Source organism: Streptomyces sp. CC224B, assembly GCF_030010595.1.
GTDB lineage: Bacteria > Actinomycetota > Actinomycetes > Streptomycetales > Streptomycetaceae > Streptomyces > Streptomyces longispororuber.
Genome location: NZ_JASCXL010000089.1, coordinates 1 through 20,364, shown reverse-complemented (window position 1 = coordinate 20,364; position 20,364 = coordinate 1). Strand labels below are relative to the sequence as shown.

Genomic DNA, 20,364 nt, shown 5'->3' with positions numbered 1-20,364 from the left:
GGACACCCCCACGCCGCGCCCGGAGCCGCCAGCTACCGTGGGGATCACCATGAGTGCCTCCACGCCCCCCGCGCCCCCCGGCGCGAGCGTGCCTTCCGGTGCCCCGGCGCCGGGGGCCACGCCCGCGCAGCCGGGTGCCGCCGCCGACGTCCCCACCCTCCTTGTCAAGATCTTCGGCAAGGACCGCCCGGGCATCACCGCCGGACTCTTCGACACGCTCGCCGCGTACTCCGTGGACGTCGTCGACATCGAACAGGTCGTGACCCGTGGCCGGATAGTGCTGTGCGCGCTGGTCACCGCGCCCCCGACCGGTCTCGAAGGGAGCCTGCGGGCCACCGTCCACTCCTGGGCGGAGTCGCAGAAGCTCCAGGCCGAGATCATCTCGGGCCGGGGCGACAACCGCCCGCGCGGCCTCGGCCGGTCCCTCGTCACGGTGCTCGGACACCCGCTCACCGCCGAGTCGACCGCCGCCATCGCCGCGAGCATCACGGCGACCGGCGGCAACATCGACCGCATCTTCCGCCTCGCCAAGTACCCCGTCACCGCCGTGGAGTTCGCGGTGTCCGGTACGGAGACCGAGCCGCTGCGCACGGCGCTCGCCCTGGAGGCCGCCGCGCTCGGGGTGGACGTCGCTGTCGTCGCCGCGGGACTGCACCGGCGCGCGCAGCGCCTGGTCGTGATGGACGTCGACTCGACGCTGATCCAGGACGAGGTGATCGAGCTCTTCGCCGCGCACGCCGGGTGCGAGGAGGAGGTCGCGGAGGTGACGGCGGCCGCGATGCGCGGCGAGCTGGACTTCGAGCAGTCGCTGCACGCGCGCGTCGCGCTCCTCGCGGGGCTCGACGCCTCGGTGGTGGACAAGGTGCGCGCGGAGGTGCAGCTCACCCCCGGCGCGCGGACCCTCATCCGCACCCTCAAGCGCCTGGGCTACGAAGTCGGCGTCGTGTCGGGCGGGTTCACCCAGGTCACGGACGATCTGAAGGAGCGCCTCGGCCTGGACTTCGCCCACGCCAACACCCTGGAGATCGTCGACGGCAAGCTCACCGGCAAGGTGACCGGCGAGGTCGTGGACCGGGCGGGCAAGGCCCGGCTGCTGCGCCGGTTCGCCCAGGAGGCGGGCGTACCGCTGGAGCAGACCGTCGCGATCGGCGACGGCGCGAACGACCTCGACATGCTCAACACGGCCGGCCTCGGCGTCGCCTTCAACGCCAAGCCCATGGTCCGCGAAGCCGCGCACACAGCCGTGAACGTGCCCTTCCTCGACACCGTGCTGTACCTGCTCGGGATCACACGCGAAGAGGTCGAGGCTGCGGACATGCACTTGGATCACGAGTAACAGCCCGGCGGAGGCGGGCCCGGCACCCCGGTGCCGGGCCCTTTGCTCGGTCGACGGGTTGTGCTGCTACTCGGACGGCGCCCAGTAGTCCACCAGCGTGGCCGTGCCGGGCTCCAGTGCCTTCCACGAGCCGGTGTACGTGAGGACGGCGAACGCCGACGTCGGGAAGCCCCGGCGGTTCATCCGCACCTGCGCGTCGCCCTCGGCCTCGCCCGCGAGGACGTCTGCGAGGCCGTGGACGCCCGGGTTGTGGCCGATGAGGATCAGGTCGCGCACGTCGTCGGGGGTTTCGTTGAGCACGGCGATCAGCTCGCCGGGTGAGGCTTCATAGACCCGCTCCTCGTACACCGTACGAGGGCGCTGCGGGAGTTCCTGGACGGCGAGCTTCCAGGTCTCGCGGGTCCTGACGGCGGTCGAGCACAGGGCCAGGTCGAAGGCGATTCCGGTGTCGGCGAGTTTGCGGCCGGCGACGGGGGCGTCCTTGCGGCCGCGCTCGGCGAGCGGGCGCTCGTGGTCGGCCACCTCGGGCCAGTCGGCCTTCGCATGCCGGAAAAGGACAATCCTGCGGGGTTCTGCGACGCTCATGCGTCCCAGCTTCGCATGAAACACGCCACGGGGCGCAGGGAGTTGGCGGGCTCGGCCGCCGGGTGACGGGGCGTGGTGCCGGGGCGTTCACCAGGTGCCTCCGCGGCCTCGTGCCCGGTCACGGCCCGCCGGGGCCGGTCGTCAGATGGCGGCGAGGACGGCTCGCACGCGCTCCAGGAGGTGGGTGACGACGGGCTCGCTGCTCGCGGCGTGCGCGTCCGCGGGGTTCAATATCAGCAGGAGCAGGGCCGCGAAGGCGACCGCGGGCAGGGCGATGGCCCACCAGGGAAGCTGGATCTCGACCGCGGCCGGTTCCGTCCGGTCCGCCGGGTCGCGTCGGGTGTGCGCACGGGCCGACATGCCGCCTCCAGGATCTTTCGAGTGCTGCGGGCCGCGTCGTCGCGGCCACATCTCGAAGGTACGGAGTCCGGGGCCCTCAGCCCATCCGGTGATCCACCCACTTAACCCTGACACTGACCCCCTAGGGGATGGTGGGGCTAGCACCACCATCCCGCCGGGGCACGGAGCACGGACGAGGACTGGAGGGCGGGAAAGACGGGAGGGGCGGGAGGGACGGGAGATCCGTCAGCGGCTCACGGCGACGCCACGGACGCGATGATCCCGATGAGCACGGTGATGGCCAGCATCGCGCCGAGCACGATGAACAGTTTTTTCTGGCCGTTCTGGGGGTTCGGGTCGAGCACTGGCATGCCGCAAGTCTCGCACTCCTCGCCCCATGGCCCGCCCCCGGGGTCGGCGGGCGCCCGCCTCGGGACGGGCCGGAGCCGCCTCGGGACGGGCCGCCTCCGCACAGCGGGGTTCCGGCCTCCGCTCCCTGCCCGTCCCGCGCCCGCGCCCGCTCCGGCGGGAAGCGGGTGCCCGTCGGCGGGAAGCGGGCGCCCGTCCCCCGTGCCGGGTCAGGCCGCGGCCCTCGCCGCCACCTCGTCCTCGATCGTGCGGTCGCGGCCCGCCAGGAAGCCGACGGCGATCTGCGGCACCATCAGGCCCGCCATGAGCGCGAGCGGCAGGCCCCAGCCACCGCTGTGCTGGTAGAGCATGCCCACCAGGAGCGGGCCCGGGATGGAGATGAGGTAGCCCGTGCTCTGCGCGAAGGCGGAGAGCTTGGCCACGCCGACGCTGCTCCGGGCCCGCATACCGACCATCGTGAGGGCGAGCGGGAACGCGCAGTTGGCGATACCGCACAGCAGCGCCCACGCCCAGGCGCCGCCCGCCGGGGCGAGGTACAGGCCCGCGTACCCGGCGAGACCGCAGGCGCCGAGGACGATCACGACGGGGCCCTGGTGGGGCAGGCGGGTGGCGACGCGCGGGATGACGAAGGCCAGCGGCACGCCCATGGCCATCGTGACGGCGAGCAGCACGCCCGCCTCGCCCGCCGGCACCCCCGCGTCCCGGAAGATCTGCGGCATCCAGCCCATGGTGATGTAGGCGGCGGTGGCCTGGAGGCCGAAGAAGCAGGCGAGCGCCCAGGCGGTACGGCTGTGGGTGATGCGCAGCGCGGGGTCCTCCTGCCGGGCGCCCGACGCGGGGGCGGCTGACACAGGAGCGGCCGACGCGGGGGCGGCCGGTTCGGCGCCGCGCTCGCGCACCAGCGGCAGCCACGGCACGACGGCGACGACCGCGACCACCGCCCACAGGGCGAGCCCGGTGCGCCAGCTGCCGCCGAGGGCGTCGGTCAGCGGCACCGTGAGCGCGGCGGCCAGGGAGGTGCCGAGCGCGAGGGCCATCGAGTAGAGACCGGTCATCGAGCCGACCCGGTCGGGGAACCAGCGCTTGACGATCACCGGCATCAGGACGTTGCTCACGGCGATGCCCATGAGCGCGAACGCGGTGGCGGCCAGGAACCCGGCGGTGCCGCCCACGAAGGGGCGTATCAGCAGTCCTGTGGCGATCGCGGCCATGCCCGCGCAGACCACCGCGCCCGCGCCGAAGCGCCGGGCCAGGCGGGGGGCCTGGCTGCCGAAGAGCGCGAAGCACAGCGGCGGCACGGAGGTGAGCAGCCCCGCGAGGGTGCCGCTCATGCCGAGGCCGTCCCGCACCTCTTCGAGGAGCGCGCCGAGGCTGGTGATGGCGGGCCGCAGGTTGAGGGCGGCGAGGACGATGCCGACGACGACCAGGCGTGTCACCCACGCGCGCGTGGGTGCCGGTCGGCCCGGCTCCACCGGCGTACGCCCGGCGCCGCGCGCCGCCCCGGCGTCCTTCACGCCGACCGCGCTCCCGGGGCCCGTGGAAGCCGCCGAACCCATGGAGACCGCCGAACCCGCGGCAGCCGCCGGACCCGCCGAGCCGACCGGACCCGCCGAGCCCTCCGTACACGTACCCGTTCCGGAACGGGAACCGGAACCGGCAACAGCTCCGGCCCTGGTCCCCGTCGGCCCCGTCGGTGTCGTCGGCGTCGTCCTCGCGCGTGTCGTCCGGTCTTCCTCACTCACCATGAGAACCATCATAGAATCATGGGATGATTGGTTGTCCAATCCTTAGTGTCCCAGTGTCCTTGACGAAGGAACGCCATGCCGTTGAGCACCCCGCGCCGCTCCGCGCTCTCCGAGCAGGTCATCGCCGCCCTGCGCAACCAGATCTCGTCGGGCGAGTGGCCGGTCGGCTCGCGCATCCCCACCGAGCCGGAGCTGGTCGAGCAGCTCGGCGTGGCCAGGAACACGGTCCGCGAGGCCGTACGCGCCCTCGCCCACAACGGGCTGCTCGACATCCGGCAGGGCTCGGGCACGTACGTGGTCGCGACCAGTGAGCTGGCCGGTGTGATGCAGCGCAGGTTCGCCGACGCCAACCCGCGGCACATCGCGGAGCTGCGGGCCACGCTGGAGTCCAGCGCCGCGAAGCTCGCGGCCGAGCGGCGTACCGCGCGCGACCTCAGGCAACTGGACACGCTGCTCGCGCGCCGCGAGGAGGCCTGGGAGTCGGGGGACGCGGAGGCGTTCGTGACGGCCGACGCCACCTTGCACATGGCGGTCGTGGCCGCGTCCCACAACGACGTCCTGATCGCCCTGTACGCGGACCTGGGCGAGGTCCTGCGGGACTGGCTGCGCGTCGACGTCGGTACGGAGCTGACGCCGGAGTCCCACATGGACCACGGCCGGCTGATCGAGGCGATCCGCGCGCAGGACGCGGACGCGGCGGCCACCGAGGCGGCGAGCTACCCCTACCTGTGCCACCAGGAGCGGCGCGTCACCGGTTGAGACCGCCCCCGCCGACCCCGCCCGTCACCGGCTGAGACGCCCCCGCTGCCCCCGCACCGGGCCGCGCCCCGGCCCCCTCACCGCTGGTGGCTGATCCACACCCCCCGGACCTCCTTCCAGCAGCGGCCCGTGAGCCGCACCGTCATGGCGGGTCCGGCCGCGACCGGGCGGCTGTCGCTGTCGATGTCCCACCACCGGTCGCACTCGATGTGCAGCCGCACGCGGTCGGTCTCGGGGTAGGGGTTGTGGCAGTACGCGACGACGTGCGAGGCCACGACGCTGCTGCGGCACTCAGCGCCGAACGGCCGGTCCTGCCCCGCCTGCGGCCGGTCCTGCCCCACCGGCCGTGGGTCCGGGCGGACGGCTCCCCGCGCCCGCTCACCGGCGGCGTACGACACGGCGTCGTACGGCAGGGTGAGCAGCAGGGCGAGGGCGGCGAGCGCCGCACCAGGGGACCAGCGCACACCTCAGGATGAGCGGTCCAGGCCCGCCGCCGCCCGGCCGGACGGGCCGAACGGGCGACGCCCCGCCCCCGCGCGCTGCGGGGACGGGGCGTCGGCACGTACGGAAGGGGCCTCAGGCACCCGTCGTGCGGGGGCTGCTCAGGCACCCCTCGTGCGGAGGGTGCTCAGGCACCGCGTCGTGCGGGTCCCGCTCAGGCACCCATCATGTGCACGCCGCCGTCGACGTGGATGATCTCGCCCGTGGTCTTCGGGAAGAAGTCCGAGAGCAGCGCTACGACGCCGCGGCCCGCGGGCTCCGGGTCGGACATGTCCCAGGCGAGCGGGGAGCGGGTGTCCCAGACCTTGGCGAGTTCGCCGAAGCCCGGGATGGACTTGGCGGCCATGGAGCCGAGCGGGCCGGCGGAGATGAGGTTGCAGCGGATGTTGCGGGGGCCCAGGTCGCGCGCCAGGTAGCGGTTGGTGGCCTCCAGGGCGGCCTTGGCCGGGCCCATCCAGTCGTACTGCGGCCAGGCGAACTGCGCGTCGAAGGTCATGCCGACGACCGAGCCGCCCTGCTCCTCGGGCATCAGCGGCAGGCAGGCCATGGTCAGCGACTTCAGGGAGTACGCCGAGACGTGCATGGCCGTGGCGACGGACTCGAACGGCGTGTTCAGGAAGTTGCCGCCGAGGGCGTCCTGCGGGGCGAAGCCGATGGAGTGGAGCAGGCCGTCGAGGCCGCCCAGCTCCGCGCGGACCACGTCCTCCAGGCGCCCGAGGTGCTCCTCGTTGGTCACGTCGAGCTCGATGACCTTGGTGGGCTTGGGCAGCTTCTTCGCGATGCGCTCGGTGAGCGTGGGCCGCGGGAAGGCGGTCAGGATGATCTCGGCACCCTGCTCCTGCGCGATCTTGGCCGCGTGGAAGGCGATGGAGGACTCCATCAGCACACCCGTGATCAGGATGCGCTTGCCGTCGAGAATTCCGCTCATGTGATCAGTGACCCATGCCCAATCCGCCGTCAACCGGGATGACGGCTCCAGTGATGTACGAGGCGTCGTCCGAGGCGAGGAAGCGCACGGTGGCGGCGATCTCCTCGGGCTGCGCGTAGCGGCCGAGCGGCACCTGGGACACGATGCCCGCGCGCTGCTCCTCGGTGAGCACCTGGGTCATGTCGGTGTCGACAAAACCGGGCGCGACGACGTTGAAGGTGATGTTGCGCGACCCGAGCTCCCGGGCGAGCGAGCGCGCGAAGCCGACCAGACCGGCCTTGGATGCGGCGTAGTTCGCCTGGCCCGCCGAGCCGAGCAGGCCGACGACGGAGGAGATCAGGACGACGCGGCCCTTCTTGGCGCGCAGCATGCCGCGGTTGGCCCGCTTCACGACGCGGAAGGTGCCGGTGAGGTTGGTGTCGAGGACGGACGTGAAGTCCTCCTCCGACATGCGCATCAGGAGCTGGTCCTTGGTGATGCCCGCGTTCGCGACGAGGACCTCGACGGGACCGTGCTTCTCCTCGACCTCCTTGTAGGCCTGCTCCACCTGCTCGGCGTCGGTGATGTCGCACTTGACGGCGAGGACACCGGCCGCGGTGAGGTCCTTGGGCGGCTCACCCGAGCGGTAGGTGATCGCGACCTGGTCGCCGGCGTCGGCGAACGCGCGGGCGATGGCGAGGCCGATGCCCCGGTTTCCTCCGGTGACGAGAACCGAGCGGCTCAACGGATCACCCTTCTCCTTGACGGTGTGGTCACCCGAGAACTTATCGGTCCTGTGCGCGATACGGAGAATCGGCGACCGACAGTGGCGCAGATGACTCGCTGTCGGATCCCTACAGAAAGGTATGGCCGAGCGGCCGTTCGGCAGGCGATGATCGGACGTGACCGGTGCCCGGGTCGGGCCGTGGACCGGAGCCGACGGCGGCGGACCCGCGCCGACCGCCGATGACAGCAGGGAGACATGTCCGTGCCTCATACCATCGATGCAGCCTTCACGGCGCTGCCGCTGCGGGCGCTCGCCGACGCGGCGCTGGCCCGCGCGCGGGCGCTGGGCGCCGAGCACGCGGACTTCCGCCTGGAGCGGGTGCGCAGTGCCTCCTGGCGGCTGCGGGACGCCAAGCCCGCCGCGTCCCTGGACACCACGGACCTGGGGTACGCGGTGCGGGTGGTGCACGGTGGCGCCTGGGGGTTCGCGTCCGGCGTGGACCTGACGATGGACGCGGCGGCGCGGGTCGCGTCCCAGGCGGTGGCGATGGCGAAGCTGTCGGCGCAGGTCATCAAGGCGGCCGGGTCCGATGAGCGGGTGCGGCTCGCGGACGAGCCGGTGCACGCGGACAAGACGTGGGTGTCGTCGTACGAGGTCGACCCGTTCTCGGTGCCGGACGAGGAGAAGACGGGGCTGCTCGCGGAGTGGAGCGGCCGCCTCCTGGCCGCCGAGGGTGTCGCGCACGTGGACGCCTCGCTGCTCACCGTGCACGAGAACAAGTTCTACGCCGACACCGCGGGCACGGTCACCACGCAGCAGCGCGTGCGGCTGCACCCGCAGCTCACGGCGCACGCCGTGGACGAGGCGAGTGGCGAGTTCGACTCGATGCGGACCCTCGCGCCGCCGGTCGGCCGCGGCTGGGAGTACCTGACCGGCACCGGCTGGGACTGGGACGCCGAGCTGGCGCGCATCCCCGACCAGTTGGCCGAGAAGATGCGGGCCCCGAGCGTCGAGCCGGGCCGGTACGACCTGGTGGTCGACCCCTCGAACCTGTGGCTGACGATCCACGAGTCCATCGGCCACGCCACGGAGCTCGACCGCGCCCTCGGCTACGAGGCGGCGTACGCGGGCACGTCGTTCGCGACGTTCGACCAGCTCGGCAAGCTCGCGTACGGCTCGTCGCTGATGAACGTCACCGGCGACCGGACGGCCGAGCACGGCCTGGCGACGATCGGGTACGACGACGAGGGCGTGGCCGCGCAGTCCTGGGACCTGGTGAAGGACGGCACCCTGGTCGGCTACCAGCTGGACCGGCGCATCGCGAAGCTCACCGGCTTCGAGCGCTCCAACGGCTGCGCGTACGCCGACTCCCCCGCGCACGTGCCCGTGCAGCGCATGGCGAACGTCTCGCTGCGGCCGGACCCGGCGGGCTCCTCCACCGAGGACCTGATCGGCGGCGTCGAGCGGGGCATCTACGTGGTGGGCGACCGGTCGTGGTCCATCGACATGCAGCGGTACAACTTCCAGTTCACCGGCCAGCGCTTCTACCGGATCGAGAACGGGCGGCTCGCCGGGCAGCTCCGCGACGTCGCCTACCAGGCGACGACCACCGACTTCTGGGGATCGATGAAGGCCGTCGGCGGCCCGGAGACGTACGTCCTGGGCGGCGCCTTCAACTGCGGCAAGGCCCAGCCCGGCCAGATCGCCGCGGTCTCCCACGGCTGCCCCTCCGCCCTCTTCCAGGGCGTCACCATCCTCAACACGACGCAGGAGGCCGGGCGATGAGCGCGCGGACGCACGGTACGACCAAGCCGCACGAGATCGTCGAGCGGGCCCTGGAGCTGTCCACCACCGACGGCTGCGTGGTGATCGCCGACGAGCGGTCCACGGCGAACCTGCGCTGGGCGGGCAACGCGCTGACCACCAACGGCGTCACCCGGGGCCGGACCCTCACGGTGATCGCGACCGTCGAGGGGTCCCGGGGCACCGCGGCGGGCGTGGTGTCCCGCTCGGCGGTCACCGCCGACGACCTGGAGCCGCTGGTGCGGGCCGCCGAGGCCGCCGCCCGCGCGGCCGGGCCCGCCGAGGACGCGCAGCCCCTGGTGACGGGCGCCCCGGCCGCGCCGGACTTCACGGACGCGCCCGCCGAGACGTCCTCGGCGGTCTTCGCGGACTTCGCGCCCGCCCTCGGCGAGGCCTTCGCCCGTGCCCGCGCGGGCGGCCGGGAGCTGTACGGCTTCGCCCACCACGAGCTGACCACCAGCTACCTGGGCACGTCGACGGGGCTGAGGCTGCGCCACGACCAGCCGACCGGCACGCTGGAGCTGAACGCGAAGTCCCCGGACCGCACCCGCTCGGCGTGGGCGGGCCGCGCGACGCGGGACTTCGGGGACGTGGACCCGGGCGCGCTCGACGAGGACCTCGCCCGGCGCCTGGCCTGGGCGAAGCGGCGCGTGGACCTGCCCGCGGGGCGGTACGAGACGCTGCTGCCGCCGACCGCGGTCGCGGACCTGCTGATCTACCAGCTCTGGTCGTCGGCGGCCCGGGACGCGGCGGAGGGTCGTACGGTCTTCTCCAAGCCGGGCGGCGGCACCCGCGTCGGGGAGCGGCTCGCGGAGCTGCCCCTGACGCTGCGCAGCGACCCGATGGAGCCGGGCCTGGAGGCGGCGCCCTTCGTGCTGGCGCACGCCTCGGGCGACGACGCCTCGGCCTTCGACAACGGCCTGCCGCTGGGCCCCACCGACTGGATGCGCGACGGCGAGCTGAAGCGCCTGATCACGACCCGGCACAGCGCCGCCCTGACGGGCCTGCCGGTGGCCCCGGCGATCGACAACCTCGTCCTGGAGGGCGGCTCCGGCCGCGGTCTGGACGAGATGGTCGCGGCCACCGAGCGGGGCCTGCTGCTGACGTGCCTGTGGTACATCCGCGAGGTCGACCCGGCGACGCTGCTGCTCACGGGGCTGACCAGGGACGGCGTGTACCTGGTGGAGAACGGCGAGGTGGTCGGCGAGGTGAACAACTTCCGGTTCAACGAGTCGCCCGTGGACCTGCTGGCGCGGGCCACCGAGGCGGGCCGCACGGAGGCGACGCTGCCGCGCGAGTGGGGCGACTACTTCACCCGGGCGGCCATGCCCGCGCTGCGGGTGCCGGATTTCAATATGAGTTCGGTCAGCCGGGGCGTATAACCTCGGACACTGCACCTGGTCGGTGCGCGGGGCGCTGCCGGTGCCCCTCGCCCGGCCGACATGATTTTCCCAAGGAGACACGAGACCGTGACGGACATCGTCGACGAGCTGAAGTGGCGGGGGCTCTTCTCCCAGTCCACCGACGAAGAAGCACTGCGCAAGGCGCTCGCGGACGGTCCCGTCACGTTCTATTGCGGCTTCGACCCGACCGCGGCCAGCCTGCACGTCGGGCATCTGGTGCAGGTCCTGACCGTGCGCCGCCTCCAGCAGGCGGGCCACCGCCCGCTGGCCCTGGTGGGCGGCGCCACCGGCCAGATCGGCGACCCGCGGCCGACGGCCGAGCGGACCCTGAACGACCCGGAGACGGTCGCGAACTGGGTGACCCGGCTGCGGTCGCAGATCGAGCCGTTCCTGTCCTTCGAGGGCGAGAACGCCGCGGTGATGGTGAACAACCTGGACTGGACCGCGGGCATGACCGCGATCGAGTTCCTGCGGGACATCGGCAAGCACTTCCGGGTGAACAAGATGCTCACCAAGGAGTCCGTGGCCCGCCGCCTGGAGTCGCAGGAGGGCATCAGCTACACCGAGTTCAGCTACCAGCTCCTGCAGGGCATGGACTTCCTGGAGCTGTACCGGCGCCACGGCTGCGTGCTCCAGACCGGCGGCTCCGACCAGTGGGGCAACCTCACGGCGGGCATCGACCTGATCCACCGCCTGGAGCCGGAGGCGACGGTGCACGCCGTCGCCACGCCGCTGATGACCAAGGCGGACGGCACCAAGTTCGGCAAGACCGAGGGCGGCGCCGTCTGGCTGGACCCGGAGATGACCACGCCGTACGCGTTCTACCAGTTCTGGCTGAACGTGGACGACCGGGACGTCACCCGCTACCTGCGCATCCTCTCCTTCAAGCCGCGCGAGGAGCTGGAGGAGCTCGAGCGGCAGACCGAGGAGCGCCCGCAGGCGCGGGCCGCGCAGCGCGCGCTCGCCGAGGAGCTGACGACCCTGGTGCACGGCGCCGACCAGTGCGCGGCCGTGATCGCCGCGTCGAAGGCGCTGTTCGGCCAGGGCGAGCTGGCCGACCTGGACGCGGCCACGCTGGCCGCGGCGCTCGGTGAGCTGCCGCACGTCCGGGTGGCCGAGCCCGGCCCGGTCGTGGACCTGTTCGCGGAGGTCGGCCTGGTGGCGAGCAAGTCGGCCGCCCGGCGCACGGTCAAGGAGGGCGGCGCCTACGTGAACAACGCCAAGGTCACCGCCGAGGACGCCGTCCCGGCCCGCGAGGACCTGCTGCACGGGCGGTGGCTGGTGCTGCGCCGCGGCAAGAAGAACCTGGCGGCGGTGGAGGTCACCGGCTGACCCGCCACGGTCGGGCGGCCACGCGCGCATGAGGGGCCCGCGGGCATGAGCCCAGCCCTGTACGCATGACGCCGGGGCCCGCACGCATGAGGGGCCGGTCCGGGTGGACCGGCCCCTCACCCGTGTGCCAGGGGCACCCGTAGGTCAAGGGCGCCTGCGTGTCAGGGGCACCCGTGTGTCAGGAAGCCTGTGCCGGTGGGGGCACCGCTGCCTCAAGACACCCGTGTGACGGCGGACGGCTCACGTCCTGCGGACTTGTTTCTTCCCCTTGACCGCCGTGTACAGCATGTCGCCGATGGCCACGACGACCACGGCCGCGGCGAGCTGCAACGCGTGCCGGCCCCAGTCGATGCCCTTGGTCTCGTCGATTCCGAACCCGGCGGCGAGCGAGTTGCCGATCACGCCACCGATGATGCCGAACACGGTCGTCAGCCACAGTGGGCTGTGCTGCTTGCCCGGCAGGATCGCCTTGGCTAGCAGACCCAGCACGAAGCCCACGATGATCGCCCACAACCAGCCCATAGCTGCCTCCTCAGACGGCCCGACATGAGCATTACGATCAGTTTCGGCCCATCCGCCGTACGGCGCATGTCGGGCGGGTCCCTACGTGACGCGGCGCACCGGGAGGGGCGGCGCGAGGCCGGACCCGGTCTACGCGACTGCGCAGGTGCGGCGTACCGTGGGGAAGGGTCCAGGCCGGGGAGGGCCTGGCATGGACGGGCAGGCGGTGGAGAGTGATGCGGAAGCAGAACGGCGCCCAGGTCTTCCGGATCACAGGGGCCAGGCAGGGCCTCGCGGACGACGTGCGGGGACGGCAGCGGCGGTATGTGATCTCGATGTCCGTGCGCACTGTTTCGGTCATTGCCGCCGCGGTGCTCTGGAACGTGGAACGGCACGTCGCGCTCGTCGCGCTGGTGCTCGGCGTGCTCCTGCCGTACGTCGCGGTGGTGATCGCCAACGCGGGCCGTGAGAACGCTCCCTCGCTGCCGTCAACGTTCGTACCGGCACCGTCGCGGCCCGCGCTGGCCGCCGCGCCACCGCACGAGCGGAGCGCGGAACCGGCCCCGGAGGGCCCCGCCGGCGCGTTCCGCGAGCAGCCGACGGCACCGTCGCGGGACCAGGGCTGACCGACGACGTTCCGCCAAGCTCAAGAAAAGCTCAGATCAATCATGGAGTTCCGGTGCCGGGTGGCCGGTGACCCGTGACATACTTCGTACGCGCTCCGCATCCCCCGTCGGAGCGACAGACCGACGCCGGGCAGCTCCCCCCGTGGCTGCTCGGCGTCGCCGTGTTTGGGATGAATACGTGACCGACGAAACCCCCGTCTGCTCCGCCAAGGGCTGTCGCGCGGCCGCCGTGTGGGTGCTGGCCTGGAACAATCCGAAGCTGCACACGCCGGAGCGGCGCAAGACCTGGCTGGCCTGCGAGGAGCACCGCGAGCACCTGTCCCAGTTCCTGGGGGTGCGGGGATTCCTCAAGGACGTCGTCACGCTCGACGCCTGGGACGCCGCACAGGGCTCCTGAGCCGCGCCGCGCCTCAGCCGCCGATCGCCGACATCGGGCGGGCGGGCTGGAGGAAGGCCGGGTCGTCCAGACCGGATCCCGCCTTCTTGCCCCACATCGCGCGCTTCCACAGGCGGGCGACCTCGTCGTCCGTGGCGGCGGCTTCGCCCTCGGCGCGCAGGGCCGCGCGCAGGTCGGTCTCCTCCGTGGCGAACAGGCAGGTGCGGACCTGGCCGTCGGCGGTGAGCCGGGTGCGGTCGCAGGCCGAGCAGAAGGGGCGGGTGACGGAGGCGATCACGCCGACGCGGTGCGGGCCGCCGTCGACCAGCCAGCGCTCGGCGGGCGCGGAGCCGCGCTCGTCGGTGCCCTCCGCGGTGAGGTCGAAGCGGGTGCGCAGCGAGGCGAGGATGTCACCGGCGGTGATCATGCCCTCGCGCTTCCAGCCGTGCTGGGCGTCCAGGGGCATCTGCTCGATGAAGCGCAGTTCGTAGTCGTTCTCGACGGCCCAGGCCAGCAGGTCCGGGGCCTCGTCGTCGTTCAGCCCCGGCATCAGGACCGTGTTGACCTTGACCGGGGTGAGGCCCGCCGCGCGGGCCGCCGTGAGGCCGTCGAGGACGTCGCGGTGGCGGTCCCGGCGGGTGAGGGTCTTGAAGACGTCCGGGCGCAGCGTGTCCAGCGAGACGTTGACCCGGTCCAGGCCCGCGGCCTTCAGGGCCGACGCGGTGCGCTTGAGGCCGATGCCGTTCGTCGTCAGGGAGAGCCGGGGGCGCGGCTCCAGGGCGGCGCAGCGCTCGACGATGGAGACCAGGCCGGGGCGGAGCAGCGGCTCGCCGCCGGTGAAGCGGACCTCCTCGACGCCGAGGCGGGTGACGGCGATACGGACGAGGCGGACGATCTCGTCGTCGGTGAGCAGGTCGGGCTTGGCCAGCCACTGCAGGCCTTCCTCCGGCATGCAGTACGTGCACCGCAGGTTGCACCGGTCGGTCAGTGAAACCCGCAGATCGGTGGCCACGCGGCCGTACGTGTCGATGAGCACGTGGGCCCCCTCCCCGGTCCGGATCGGTGGTGCGTCGCGTCGTACGCCCCTTCGACTCCTGAGCCTACGTGACGCCACTGACACCGACAGAGACCATTTCCACAGGACGGACACGGCCGCGTCGTAGATCCCTACGACGCGGCCGCGCGGTACGGGTGGGGTCAGTGCGCCCCGGTGCCCGTCAGGGAACGCACCTCGAGCTGGGCGTACTTCTCCTTGTCGGGCTCCTCCTTGGACAGCAGGGTGCCGAGCCAGCCGAGCAGGAAGCCCACCGGGATGGAGATGAGGCCGGGGTTCTCCAGCGGGAACCAGTGGAAGTCGACGCCCTTGAACATGGAGGTCTTCTCGTTGCCGGAGACCACCGGGGAGAACAGGACGAGGACGACGGCCGTGGTGAGGCCGCCGTAGATGGACCACAGCGCGCCCTGGGTGGTGAACCGCTTCCAGAACAGGCTGTAGAGGATGGTCGGCAGGTTCGCGGACGCGGCGACGGCGAAGGCGAGGGCGACCAGGCCGGCCACGTTCAGGTCGCGGGCGAGCGCGCCGAGGGCGATGGAGACGATGCCGATGAAGACGGTGGCCCAGCGGGCGGCGCGGACCTCCTCCTTCTCGCCGGCCTTGCCCCGCTTGATGACGTTCGCGTAGATGTCGTGCGCGAACGACGAGGACGAGGCGAGGGTCAGGCCCGCGACGACGGCGAGGATCGTGGCGAAGGCGACCGCGGAGATGGTGGCGAGCAGGATGGCGCCCCAGTTGGAGTCGAGGCCGCCGAGATGGAGGGCGAGCAGGGGCGCGGCCGTGTTGCCCGCCGGGTTGGAGTCGGTGATCTCCTTCGGGGAGATGAGCGCGGCGGCGCCGAAGCCGAGCGCGATCGTCATCAGGTAGAAGGCGCCGATGATGCCGATGGCCCAGTTCACGGACTTCCGCGCGGCCTTGGCGGTGGGCACCGTGTAGAAGCGGATGAGGATGTGCGGCAGGCCCGCGGTGCCGAGCACCAGGGCGATGCCGAGGGAGATGAAGTCCAGCTTGGACGTCGCGGTGGCGCCGTACTTGAGGCCGGGCTCCAGGAACGGCGTGCCCTTGCCGCTCTTCTCGGCGGCCGCGCCGAGCAGGTCGGAGATGTTGAAGTCGAACTTCAGCAGCACCAGGAAGGTGAGGAGCAGCGCGCCCGCGATGAGCAGGACGGCCTTGACCATCTGGACCCAGGTGGTGCCCTTCATGCCGCCGATGGTGACGTACACGATCATCAGGACGCCGACGAGCGCGACGATGGCGACCTTGCCGCCGTCGCTGGTGATGCCGAGGAGCAGCGAGACCAGGACGCCCGCGCCCGCCATCTGCGCGAGCAGGTAGAAGATCGACACGACGATGGTGGAGGTGCCCGCGGCGGTGCGCACGGGGCGCTGGCGCATCCGGAAGGCGAGGACGTCGCCCATGGTGTAGCGGCCGGAGTTGCGCAGCGGTTCGGCGACGAGGAGCAGCGCGACCAGCCAGGCGACCAGGAAGCCGATGGAGTACAGGAAGCCGTCGTAGCCGAAGAGGGCGATGGCGCCGGCGATGCCGAGGAAGGACGCGGCGGACATGTAGTCGCCGGACACGGCGAGGCCGTTCTGGAAGCCGGTGAACTGCCGTCCGCCGGCGTAGAAGTCGGCGGCGCTCTTGGTCTGGCGGCCGGCCCACACGGTGATGACGAGGGTGGCGACGACGAAGACCGCGAACAGCGTGATGATCAGCGGCCGGTGCTCGCTCGCCTCGTTGGCGGCGAGCACGGTGGCGTGGGCGTCGGCGAGGGCCGGGGTGCTCATGCGCCGCCCTCCATCCGGGACTTGATGGCCTCGGCCCGCGGGTCGAGCTTGGCGGCGGCGTGGCGCGCGTACCACCAGGCGATGAGGAAGGTGGTGAGGAACTGGGCCAGGCCGAATACGAACGCGACGTTGATGTTGCCGAACAGCTTGGTGCCCATGAAGCCGCCGGCGTAGTTCGACAGCAGGACGTAGCCGAGGTACCAGGCGATGAACGCGACCGTGAGCGGGAACGCGAACGAGCGGTGGGCGGCCCGCAGTTCGGCGAACTCCGGGCTCTGCTGCACCGCGACGTACTCCTGCGCGGAGGGGGCCGGGGGCACGGGTTCTGCGCCGTCCTTCGGGGGCGGCGGTGCGTCGGGGGCCACGGAGTCTCCTCGTGGGGCGGGGGTGGTGGGGACGGTCGGGTCGGGAGTGGTGGTGGCGGCGTACGGGGCGGGGGTGGCGGTGGACGGGTCGGGGGTGGCGGCGGCGGCGGGCGGTGTGGGGGGGGACGGGTCGGAAGCGGTGCGGTCCATGCGCTCTGCGTGCTCTCTGTGCGTGCCGTGGCGTGACGCGTGGCGTCGCGCCGCGAGGTGCCGGGCGTGACGCGGATCACGTGGGCCGCGGTTGGTGATGCTAAGCCCAGGGGACGTGATCCGACAGGGGGTTGATGTTGGTTCCGTCCGCTGTTCAACGTCGCGGCGGCGCGCCAGGAGCGGCTCGAAAGGCCGCTTTCCCCGCTTTCTTCACGAAGTCATTGCTGGCCCGGGAGTCCTGGGGATAGCTTCACCCCTGCACAACCAGTCATGCACCTGGCATTACCCCTCATGTGTCTGCCCGAGCACCCGCAGTGTTCGGGCAGTTCCGTATCCGGATGATGTGGAGACCCCATGGCTCATCTGCGCTCCTCGCGCACGTCAGGTTCCTCCCGCACCAGACGTCTCGCCCTCGCCCTGCCGCTCGGCGTCGCCCTCGCCGCCACGGTCGGGTTCGCGCCGGGCGCCGCGACGGCGGCCCCGGCCGACGCGCCCGCCGGCCCCGGCCGGGCGGCCGCGGCGCCCGCCGCGGGCAAGCTGGCGGACGTCGTCAACACCCGGACCGACGGCAGGACCATCGCGGCCGTGAAGAAGGCGATCGCGAAGGCCGACGGCACCGTCGTCGCCACCTACGCGAAGATCGGGGTGATCGTCGCGCACTCGGCCAACCCCGACTTCGGCAAGGAGCTGCGGAAGGTGCGCGGGGTGCAGTCCGCGGGCGCGACGCGCACGGCGCCGCTCACGGCGGCCGGGACGACCGAGGAGGGCGCGCCGACGTTCCTGTCGAAGGACAGGGCCAGGGCCCTCCAGCGGCAGGCCGCGTCCGGCGCGAAGGACGCGCCCGCCCAGGAGCCCCTGGAGGCCGACCAGTGGGACCTGCGGGCCATCGGCGCCGACAAGGCGGCGAAGCTCAACCCCGGCAGCGGGAAGGTCACCGTCGGCGTCATCGACACCGGCGTGGACGACACCCACCCCGACCTCGCGCCCAGCTTCTCGGCGAAGCAGTCGGCGAACTGCGTGGGCGGCAAGGCCGACACCTCGCTCGGTGCCTGGCGGCCGGCGAAGAAGGAGCACTACCACGGCACGCACGTGGCGGGCGAGATAGCCGCCGCCCGCAACGGCATAGGCGTCGCCGGGGTCGCCCCCGGCGTCAAGGTCGCGGGCATCAAGGTGGCCGACCCGGTCAGCGAGCTGTTCTACCCGGAGAGCGTCGTGTGCGCCTTCGTGTTCGCCGCCGACCACGGCATCGAGATCACCAACAACAGCTACTACGTGGACCCGTGGCTGTACAACTGCAAGGACGACCCGGACCAGCGGGCCATCGTCGACGCGGTCAACCGCGCGCAGCTCTACGCCCAGCGCAAGGGCACCCTGCACCTGGCCTCCGCGGGGAACTCCAACCACGACCTGGACGCGGACGCCATCGTCGACACCACGAGCCCCGACGACTCGACGCCGGTGACCCGCACCATCGACCCGCACACGTGCCTGGACGTGCCGACCCAGCTCCCGGGCGTCGTCACGGTCAGCGCGACCGGTGTGTACAAGGCCAAGTCGTACTACTCCACGTACGGCAACGGCGTCGTCGACGTCGCGGCCCCCGGCGGCGACCGCCGCTACCAGAAGCCCACGGACACCCCGTCGAAGGACGGCGGCATCCTCTCCACGATGCCGGGCGGCGAGTACGCCTGGCTCCAGGGCACCTCCATGGCGGCGCCGCACGCCGCGGGCGTGGCCGCGCTGCTGAAGTCCACGCACCCGAAGGCGGGCCCCGCGCAGCTCCAGAAGCTGCTGAAGAAGCAGGCGGACAACCCCGGCTGCCCGACGAAGCCGTACGACCCGGACGGCGACGGCAAGGTCGACGCCGTGTGCGAGGGCGGCGCGAACCGCAACGGCTTCTACGGCTACGGGATCGTCGACGCCCTCGACGCGGTCAAGAAGAAGTGAGGGGGAGCACCGACGTGACCAGGCCCACCGCACCGCTCGGCCGCCGCGTGCTCGCTCTTCCGCTCGGCGTGGCCGTGGTGTCCGCGCTCGCGTTCCTGCCGGGCACGGCCGCGGCGCAGCCCGACGCGCCGCCGGCCGCCGGGCCGGCCGCCGCCGGGCCGTCCGGGCCGGCCGTGGCGGCCGCCGCGGCCGACGGCGCGTCGATGAGCTACGTCGTCAACGTCCGCAAGAGCTACGGCGGCTGGATATCCCAGCACGTCAAGAAGGCCGTCGCCAAGGCGGGCGGCAAGGTCGTCATCGCGTACGACCAGATCGGCGTGATCGTCGTCCACTCGGCGAACCCGGACTTCGCCAGGACCATCCGCAAGGCCAAGGGCGTCCAGTCGGCGGGTGCCACGCGCACCGCGCCGCTGTCCGCGCAGGCCGACGACGCCGTCGAGGAGGCGCGTCCGCTGTCCGCGCGGGAGGCGGCGGCCGCCGCGGGCACGGCGGCGCGCGGCCAGGACGAGCTGGAGCCGCTCCAGTGGGACCTGCCCGCCGTCAAGGCGGACCGGGCGCACAAGGTGTCGCTCGGCAGCCCGAAGGTGACCGTCGCCGTCCTGGACTCCGGGGTCGACGACACCCACCCGGACATCGCGCCGAACTTCGACAGGAAGGCGTCCGCGAGCTGTCTGGGCGGGGTGCCCACGCAGAAGGGCCGCGCGTGGCGGCCGGTGCCCAAGGAGAGCGACCACGGCATGCACGTGGCGGGCACGATCGCCGCCGCGAAGAACGGCACCGGGATCACCGGCGTGGCACCCGGTGTGAAGGTCGCCAGCCTGAAGGTGGCCGAGCCGGCCACCGGCCTGTACTACACGGAGGCCGTGGTCTGCGGCTTCGTGTGGGCGGCCGAGCACGGCGTGGACGTCACCAACAGCAGCTACTACACCGACCCGTGGCTGTTCAACTGCCGTACGGACCCCGACCAGCGGGCCCTGGTCGACGCGGTCGGCCGTGCCTCCCGGTACGCCGAGCGCAAGGGGGCGGTGAACGTGGCGGCGGCGGGCAACGCCAAGACGGACCTCGCCCAGGAGACCCTCGTCGACAAGACGAGCCCGAACGACACGACGCCGGTACAGCGCACCATCTCGACCGCGGACTGCTTCGACCTGCCGTCGCAGCTCCCGGGCGTCGTGACGGTGTCGTCCACCGGCGCCAAGGGCCTGAAGTCGTCGTTCTCCAACTACGGCAAGGGCGTCATCGACATCACCGCCCCCGGCGGCGACGCGACGGCGTACCAGAAGCCGCGGCCGCCCGCCACCAGCGGGCTGATCCTGTCGACCCTGCCGGGCGGCACGTTCGGCTACAAGGCGGGGACGTCGATGGCGTCGCCGCACGCCGCGGGCGTGGCCGCGCTGATCAAGTCGTCGCACCCGAAGGCCTCCGCGGCCCGGGTGAAGGCCCTGCTGTACCGGCAGGCCGACGCGGTGCCGTGCACGAACCCGTACGACTTCGACGGGGACGGCAAGGTCGACGCGGTGTGCGAGGGCGGCAAGAACCGCAACGGCTTCTACGGCGTGGGCATGATCGACGCCCTGGACGCCGTGCGGAAGTAGCCGAAGCGGCACATCTCGGGAGCGCACACGGCCGCCGCGCGCGGCGGCCGGGGGGGGGGGGGGGGGGGGCCCCCCCCCCCCCCCCCGCCGCGGGGCCCCCACGGAGGGGCCAAAAAACCCCCCCGAACCCCCCCCCCCCGGGCGGCCGGGGGGGGCG

Annotated in this window: 20 protein-coding genes; 9 read left to right on the top strand and 11 right to left on the bottom strand. The window is 72.4% G+C overall.

Translation table 11 applies throughout. The features are described 5' to 3' along the window. Nucleotides 1–49: 49 nt before the first annotated feature. A complete protein-coding gene (gene serB, locus QK440_RS29610; RefSeq protein ID WP_282796297.1) occupies nucleotides 50–1,336 on the top strand; it encodes a phosphoserine phosphatase SerB in 1,287 nt (428 codons plus the stop codon). A gap of 66 nt (nucleotides 1,337–1,402) precedes the next feature. On the opposite strand, the gene QK440_RS29605 is transcribed toward serB, so the two are convergent. The 4 genes from QK440_RS29605 to QK440_RS29590 form a co-directional block, all read right to left on the bottom strand. After that, a complete protein-coding gene (locus QK440_RS29605) occupies nucleotides 1,403–1,921 on the bottom strand; it encodes a histidine phosphatase family protein (protein WP_282796296.1) in 519 nt (172 codons plus the stop codon). 141 nt (nucleotides 1,922–2,062) lie between these two features. Beyond that, nucleotides 2,063–2,281: a hypothetical protein gene (locus tag QK440_RS29600; RefSeq protein ID WP_282796295.1), complete on the bottom strand. Its 219-nt coding sequence runs from the start codon at nucleotides 2,279–2,281 to the stop codon at nucleotides 2,063–2,065. A gap of 233 nt (nucleotides 2,282–2,514) precedes the next feature. Then, on the bottom strand, nucleotides 2,515–2,631 hold the full coding sequence (locus QK440_RS29595; protein WP_268257331.1) for an SGM_5486 family transporter-associated protein: 117 nt from the start codon (nucleotides 2,629–2,631) through the stop codon (nucleotides 2,515–2,517). A 207-nt stretch (nucleotides 2,632–2,838) separates the two neighbouring features. Next, nucleotides 2,839–4,101 (bottom strand): MFS transporter, encoded by a 1,263-nt coding sequence (locus QK440_RS29590; RefSeq protein ID WP_282796315.1) that lies wholly within the window; start codon nucleotides 4,099–4,101, stop codon nucleotides 2,839–2,841. 348 nt (nucleotides 4,102–4,449) lie between these two features. Between QK440_RS29590 and QK440_RS29585 the strand changes: the two genes are divergently transcribed. Further along, nucleotides 4,450–5,133, top strand: a complete 684-nt coding sequence (locus QK440_RS29585) for a FadR/GntR family transcriptional regulator (RefSeq protein ID WP_282796294.1) — start codon at nucleotides 4,450–4,452, stop codon at nucleotides 5,131–5,133. 77 nt (nucleotides 5,134–5,210) lie between these two features. Here QK440_RS29585 and QK440_RS29580 read toward each other — a convergent pair whose 3' ends face one another. The 3 genes from QK440_RS29580 to fabG form a co-directional block, all read right to left on the bottom strand. After that, nucleotides 5,211–5,597, bottom strand: a complete 387-nt coding sequence (locus tag QK440_RS29580) for a hypothetical protein (RefSeq protein WP_282796293.1) — start codon at nucleotides 5,595–5,597, stop codon at nucleotides 5,211–5,213. Nucleotides 5,598–5,788: 191 nt separating this feature from the next. Then, nucleotides 5,789–6,562, bottom strand: coding sequence for an enoyl-ACP reductase FabI (gene fabI, locus QK440_RS29575; RefSeq protein ID WP_282796292.1), 774 nt, complete (start codon nucleotides 6,560–6,562; stop codon nucleotides 5,789–5,791). Nucleotides 6,563–6,566: 4 nt separating this feature from the next. Further along, nucleotides 6,567–7,286, bottom strand: coding sequence for a 3-oxoacyl-[acyl-carrier-protein] reductase (fabG, locus tag QK440_RS29570; protein WP_282796291.1), 720 nt, complete (start codon nucleotides 7,284–7,286; stop codon nucleotides 6,567–6,569). 243 nt (nucleotides 7,287–7,529) lie between these two features. Between fabG and QK440_RS29565 the strand changes: the two genes are divergently transcribed. The 3 genes from QK440_RS29565 (at nucleotide 7,530) to tyrS (ending at nucleotide 11,806) form a co-directional block, all read left to right on the top strand. Beyond that, nucleotides 7,530–9,053: a TldD/PmbA family protein gene (locus QK440_RS29565; RefSeq protein WP_282796314.1), complete on the top strand. Its 1,524-nt coding sequence runs from the start codon at nucleotides 7,530–7,532 to the stop codon at nucleotides 9,051–9,053. Beyond that, a complete protein-coding gene (locus QK440_RS29560) occupies nucleotides 9,050–10,453 on the top strand; it encodes a metallopeptidase TldD-related protein (RefSeq protein WP_282796290.1) in 1,404 nt (467 codons plus the stop codon). The genes QK440_RS29565 and QK440_RS29560 overlap by 4 nt, the downstream gene beginning before the upstream one ends. An 87-nt stretch (nucleotides 10,454–10,540) precedes the next feature. Beyond that, nucleotides 10,541–11,806, top strand: a complete 1,266-nt coding sequence (tyrS, locus tag QK440_RS29555; RefSeq protein ID WP_282796289.1) for a tyrosine--tRNA ligase — start codon at nucleotides 10,541–10,543, stop codon at nucleotides 11,804–11,806. Between the two features lie 240 nt (nucleotides 11,807–12,046). On the opposite strand, the gene QK440_RS29550 is transcribed toward tyrS, so the two are convergent. Further along, the gene (locus QK440_RS29550; protein ID WP_190138117.1) at nucleotides 12,047–12,328 is read right to left on the bottom strand and encodes a GlsB/YeaQ/YmgE family stress response membrane protein; all 282 of its coding nucleotides are present in this window, start codon (nucleotides 12,326–12,328) and stop codon (nucleotides 12,047–12,049) included. 215 nt (nucleotides 12,329–12,543) lie between these two features. Between QK440_RS29550 and QK440_RS29545 the strand changes: the two genes are divergently transcribed. Continuing rightward, nucleotides 12,544–12,933, top strand: coding sequence for a DUF3099 domain-containing protein (locus QK440_RS29545; RefSeq protein WP_282796288.1), 390 nt, complete (start codon nucleotides 12,544–12,546; stop codon nucleotides 12,931–12,933). 178 nt (nucleotides 12,934–13,111) lie between these two features. Further along, nucleotides 13,112–13,330 (top strand): hypothetical protein, encoded by a 219-nt coding sequence (locus tag QK440_RS29540; RefSeq protein WP_190138115.1) that lies wholly within the window; start codon nucleotides 13,112–13,114, stop codon nucleotides 13,328–13,330. 13 nt (nucleotides 13,331–13,343) lie between these two features. On the opposite strand, the gene moaA is transcribed toward QK440_RS29540, so the two are convergent. The 3 genes from moaA to QK440_RS29525 form a co-directional block, all read right to left on the bottom strand. Further along, entirely contained in the window at nucleotides 13,344–14,345 is a 1,002-nt protein-coding gene (gene moaA, locus QK440_RS29535) for a GTP 3',8-cyclase MoaA (RefSeq protein ID WP_282796287.1), read from the bottom strand. A gap of 161 nt (nucleotides 14,346–14,506) precedes the next feature. Further along, complete coding sequence (locus QK440_RS29530) at nucleotides 14,507–16,150, bottom strand: cation acetate symporter (RefSeq protein ID WP_282796286.1); 1,644 nt, start codon at nucleotides 16,148–16,150, stop codon at nucleotides 14,507–14,509. Further along, a complete protein-coding gene (locus QK440_RS29525; RefSeq protein WP_282796313.1) occupies nucleotides 16,147–16,515 on the bottom strand; it encodes a DUF485 domain-containing protein in 369 nt (122 codons plus the stop codon). Before QK440_RS29525 ends, QK440_RS29530 begins: the two co-directional genes overlap by 4 nt. A 504-nt stretch (nucleotides 16,516–17,019) precedes the next feature. Between QK440_RS29525 and QK440_RS29520 the strand changes: the two genes are divergently transcribed. Together QK440_RS29520 and QK440_RS29515 are read left to right on the top strand one after the other, a co-directional pair. Further along, entirely contained in the window at nucleotides 17,020–18,612 is a 1,593-nt protein-coding gene (locus QK440_RS29520) for a S8 family serine peptidase (protein WP_282796285.1), read from the top strand. A gap of 14 nt (nucleotides 18,613–18,626) precedes the next feature. Then, nucleotides 18,627–20,207, top strand: a complete 1,581-nt coding sequence (locus QK440_RS29515) for a S8 family serine peptidase (protein ID WP_282796284.1) — start codon at nucleotides 18,627–18,629, stop codon at nucleotides 20,205–20,207. Nucleotides 20,208–20,364: the final 157 nt, after the last annotated feature.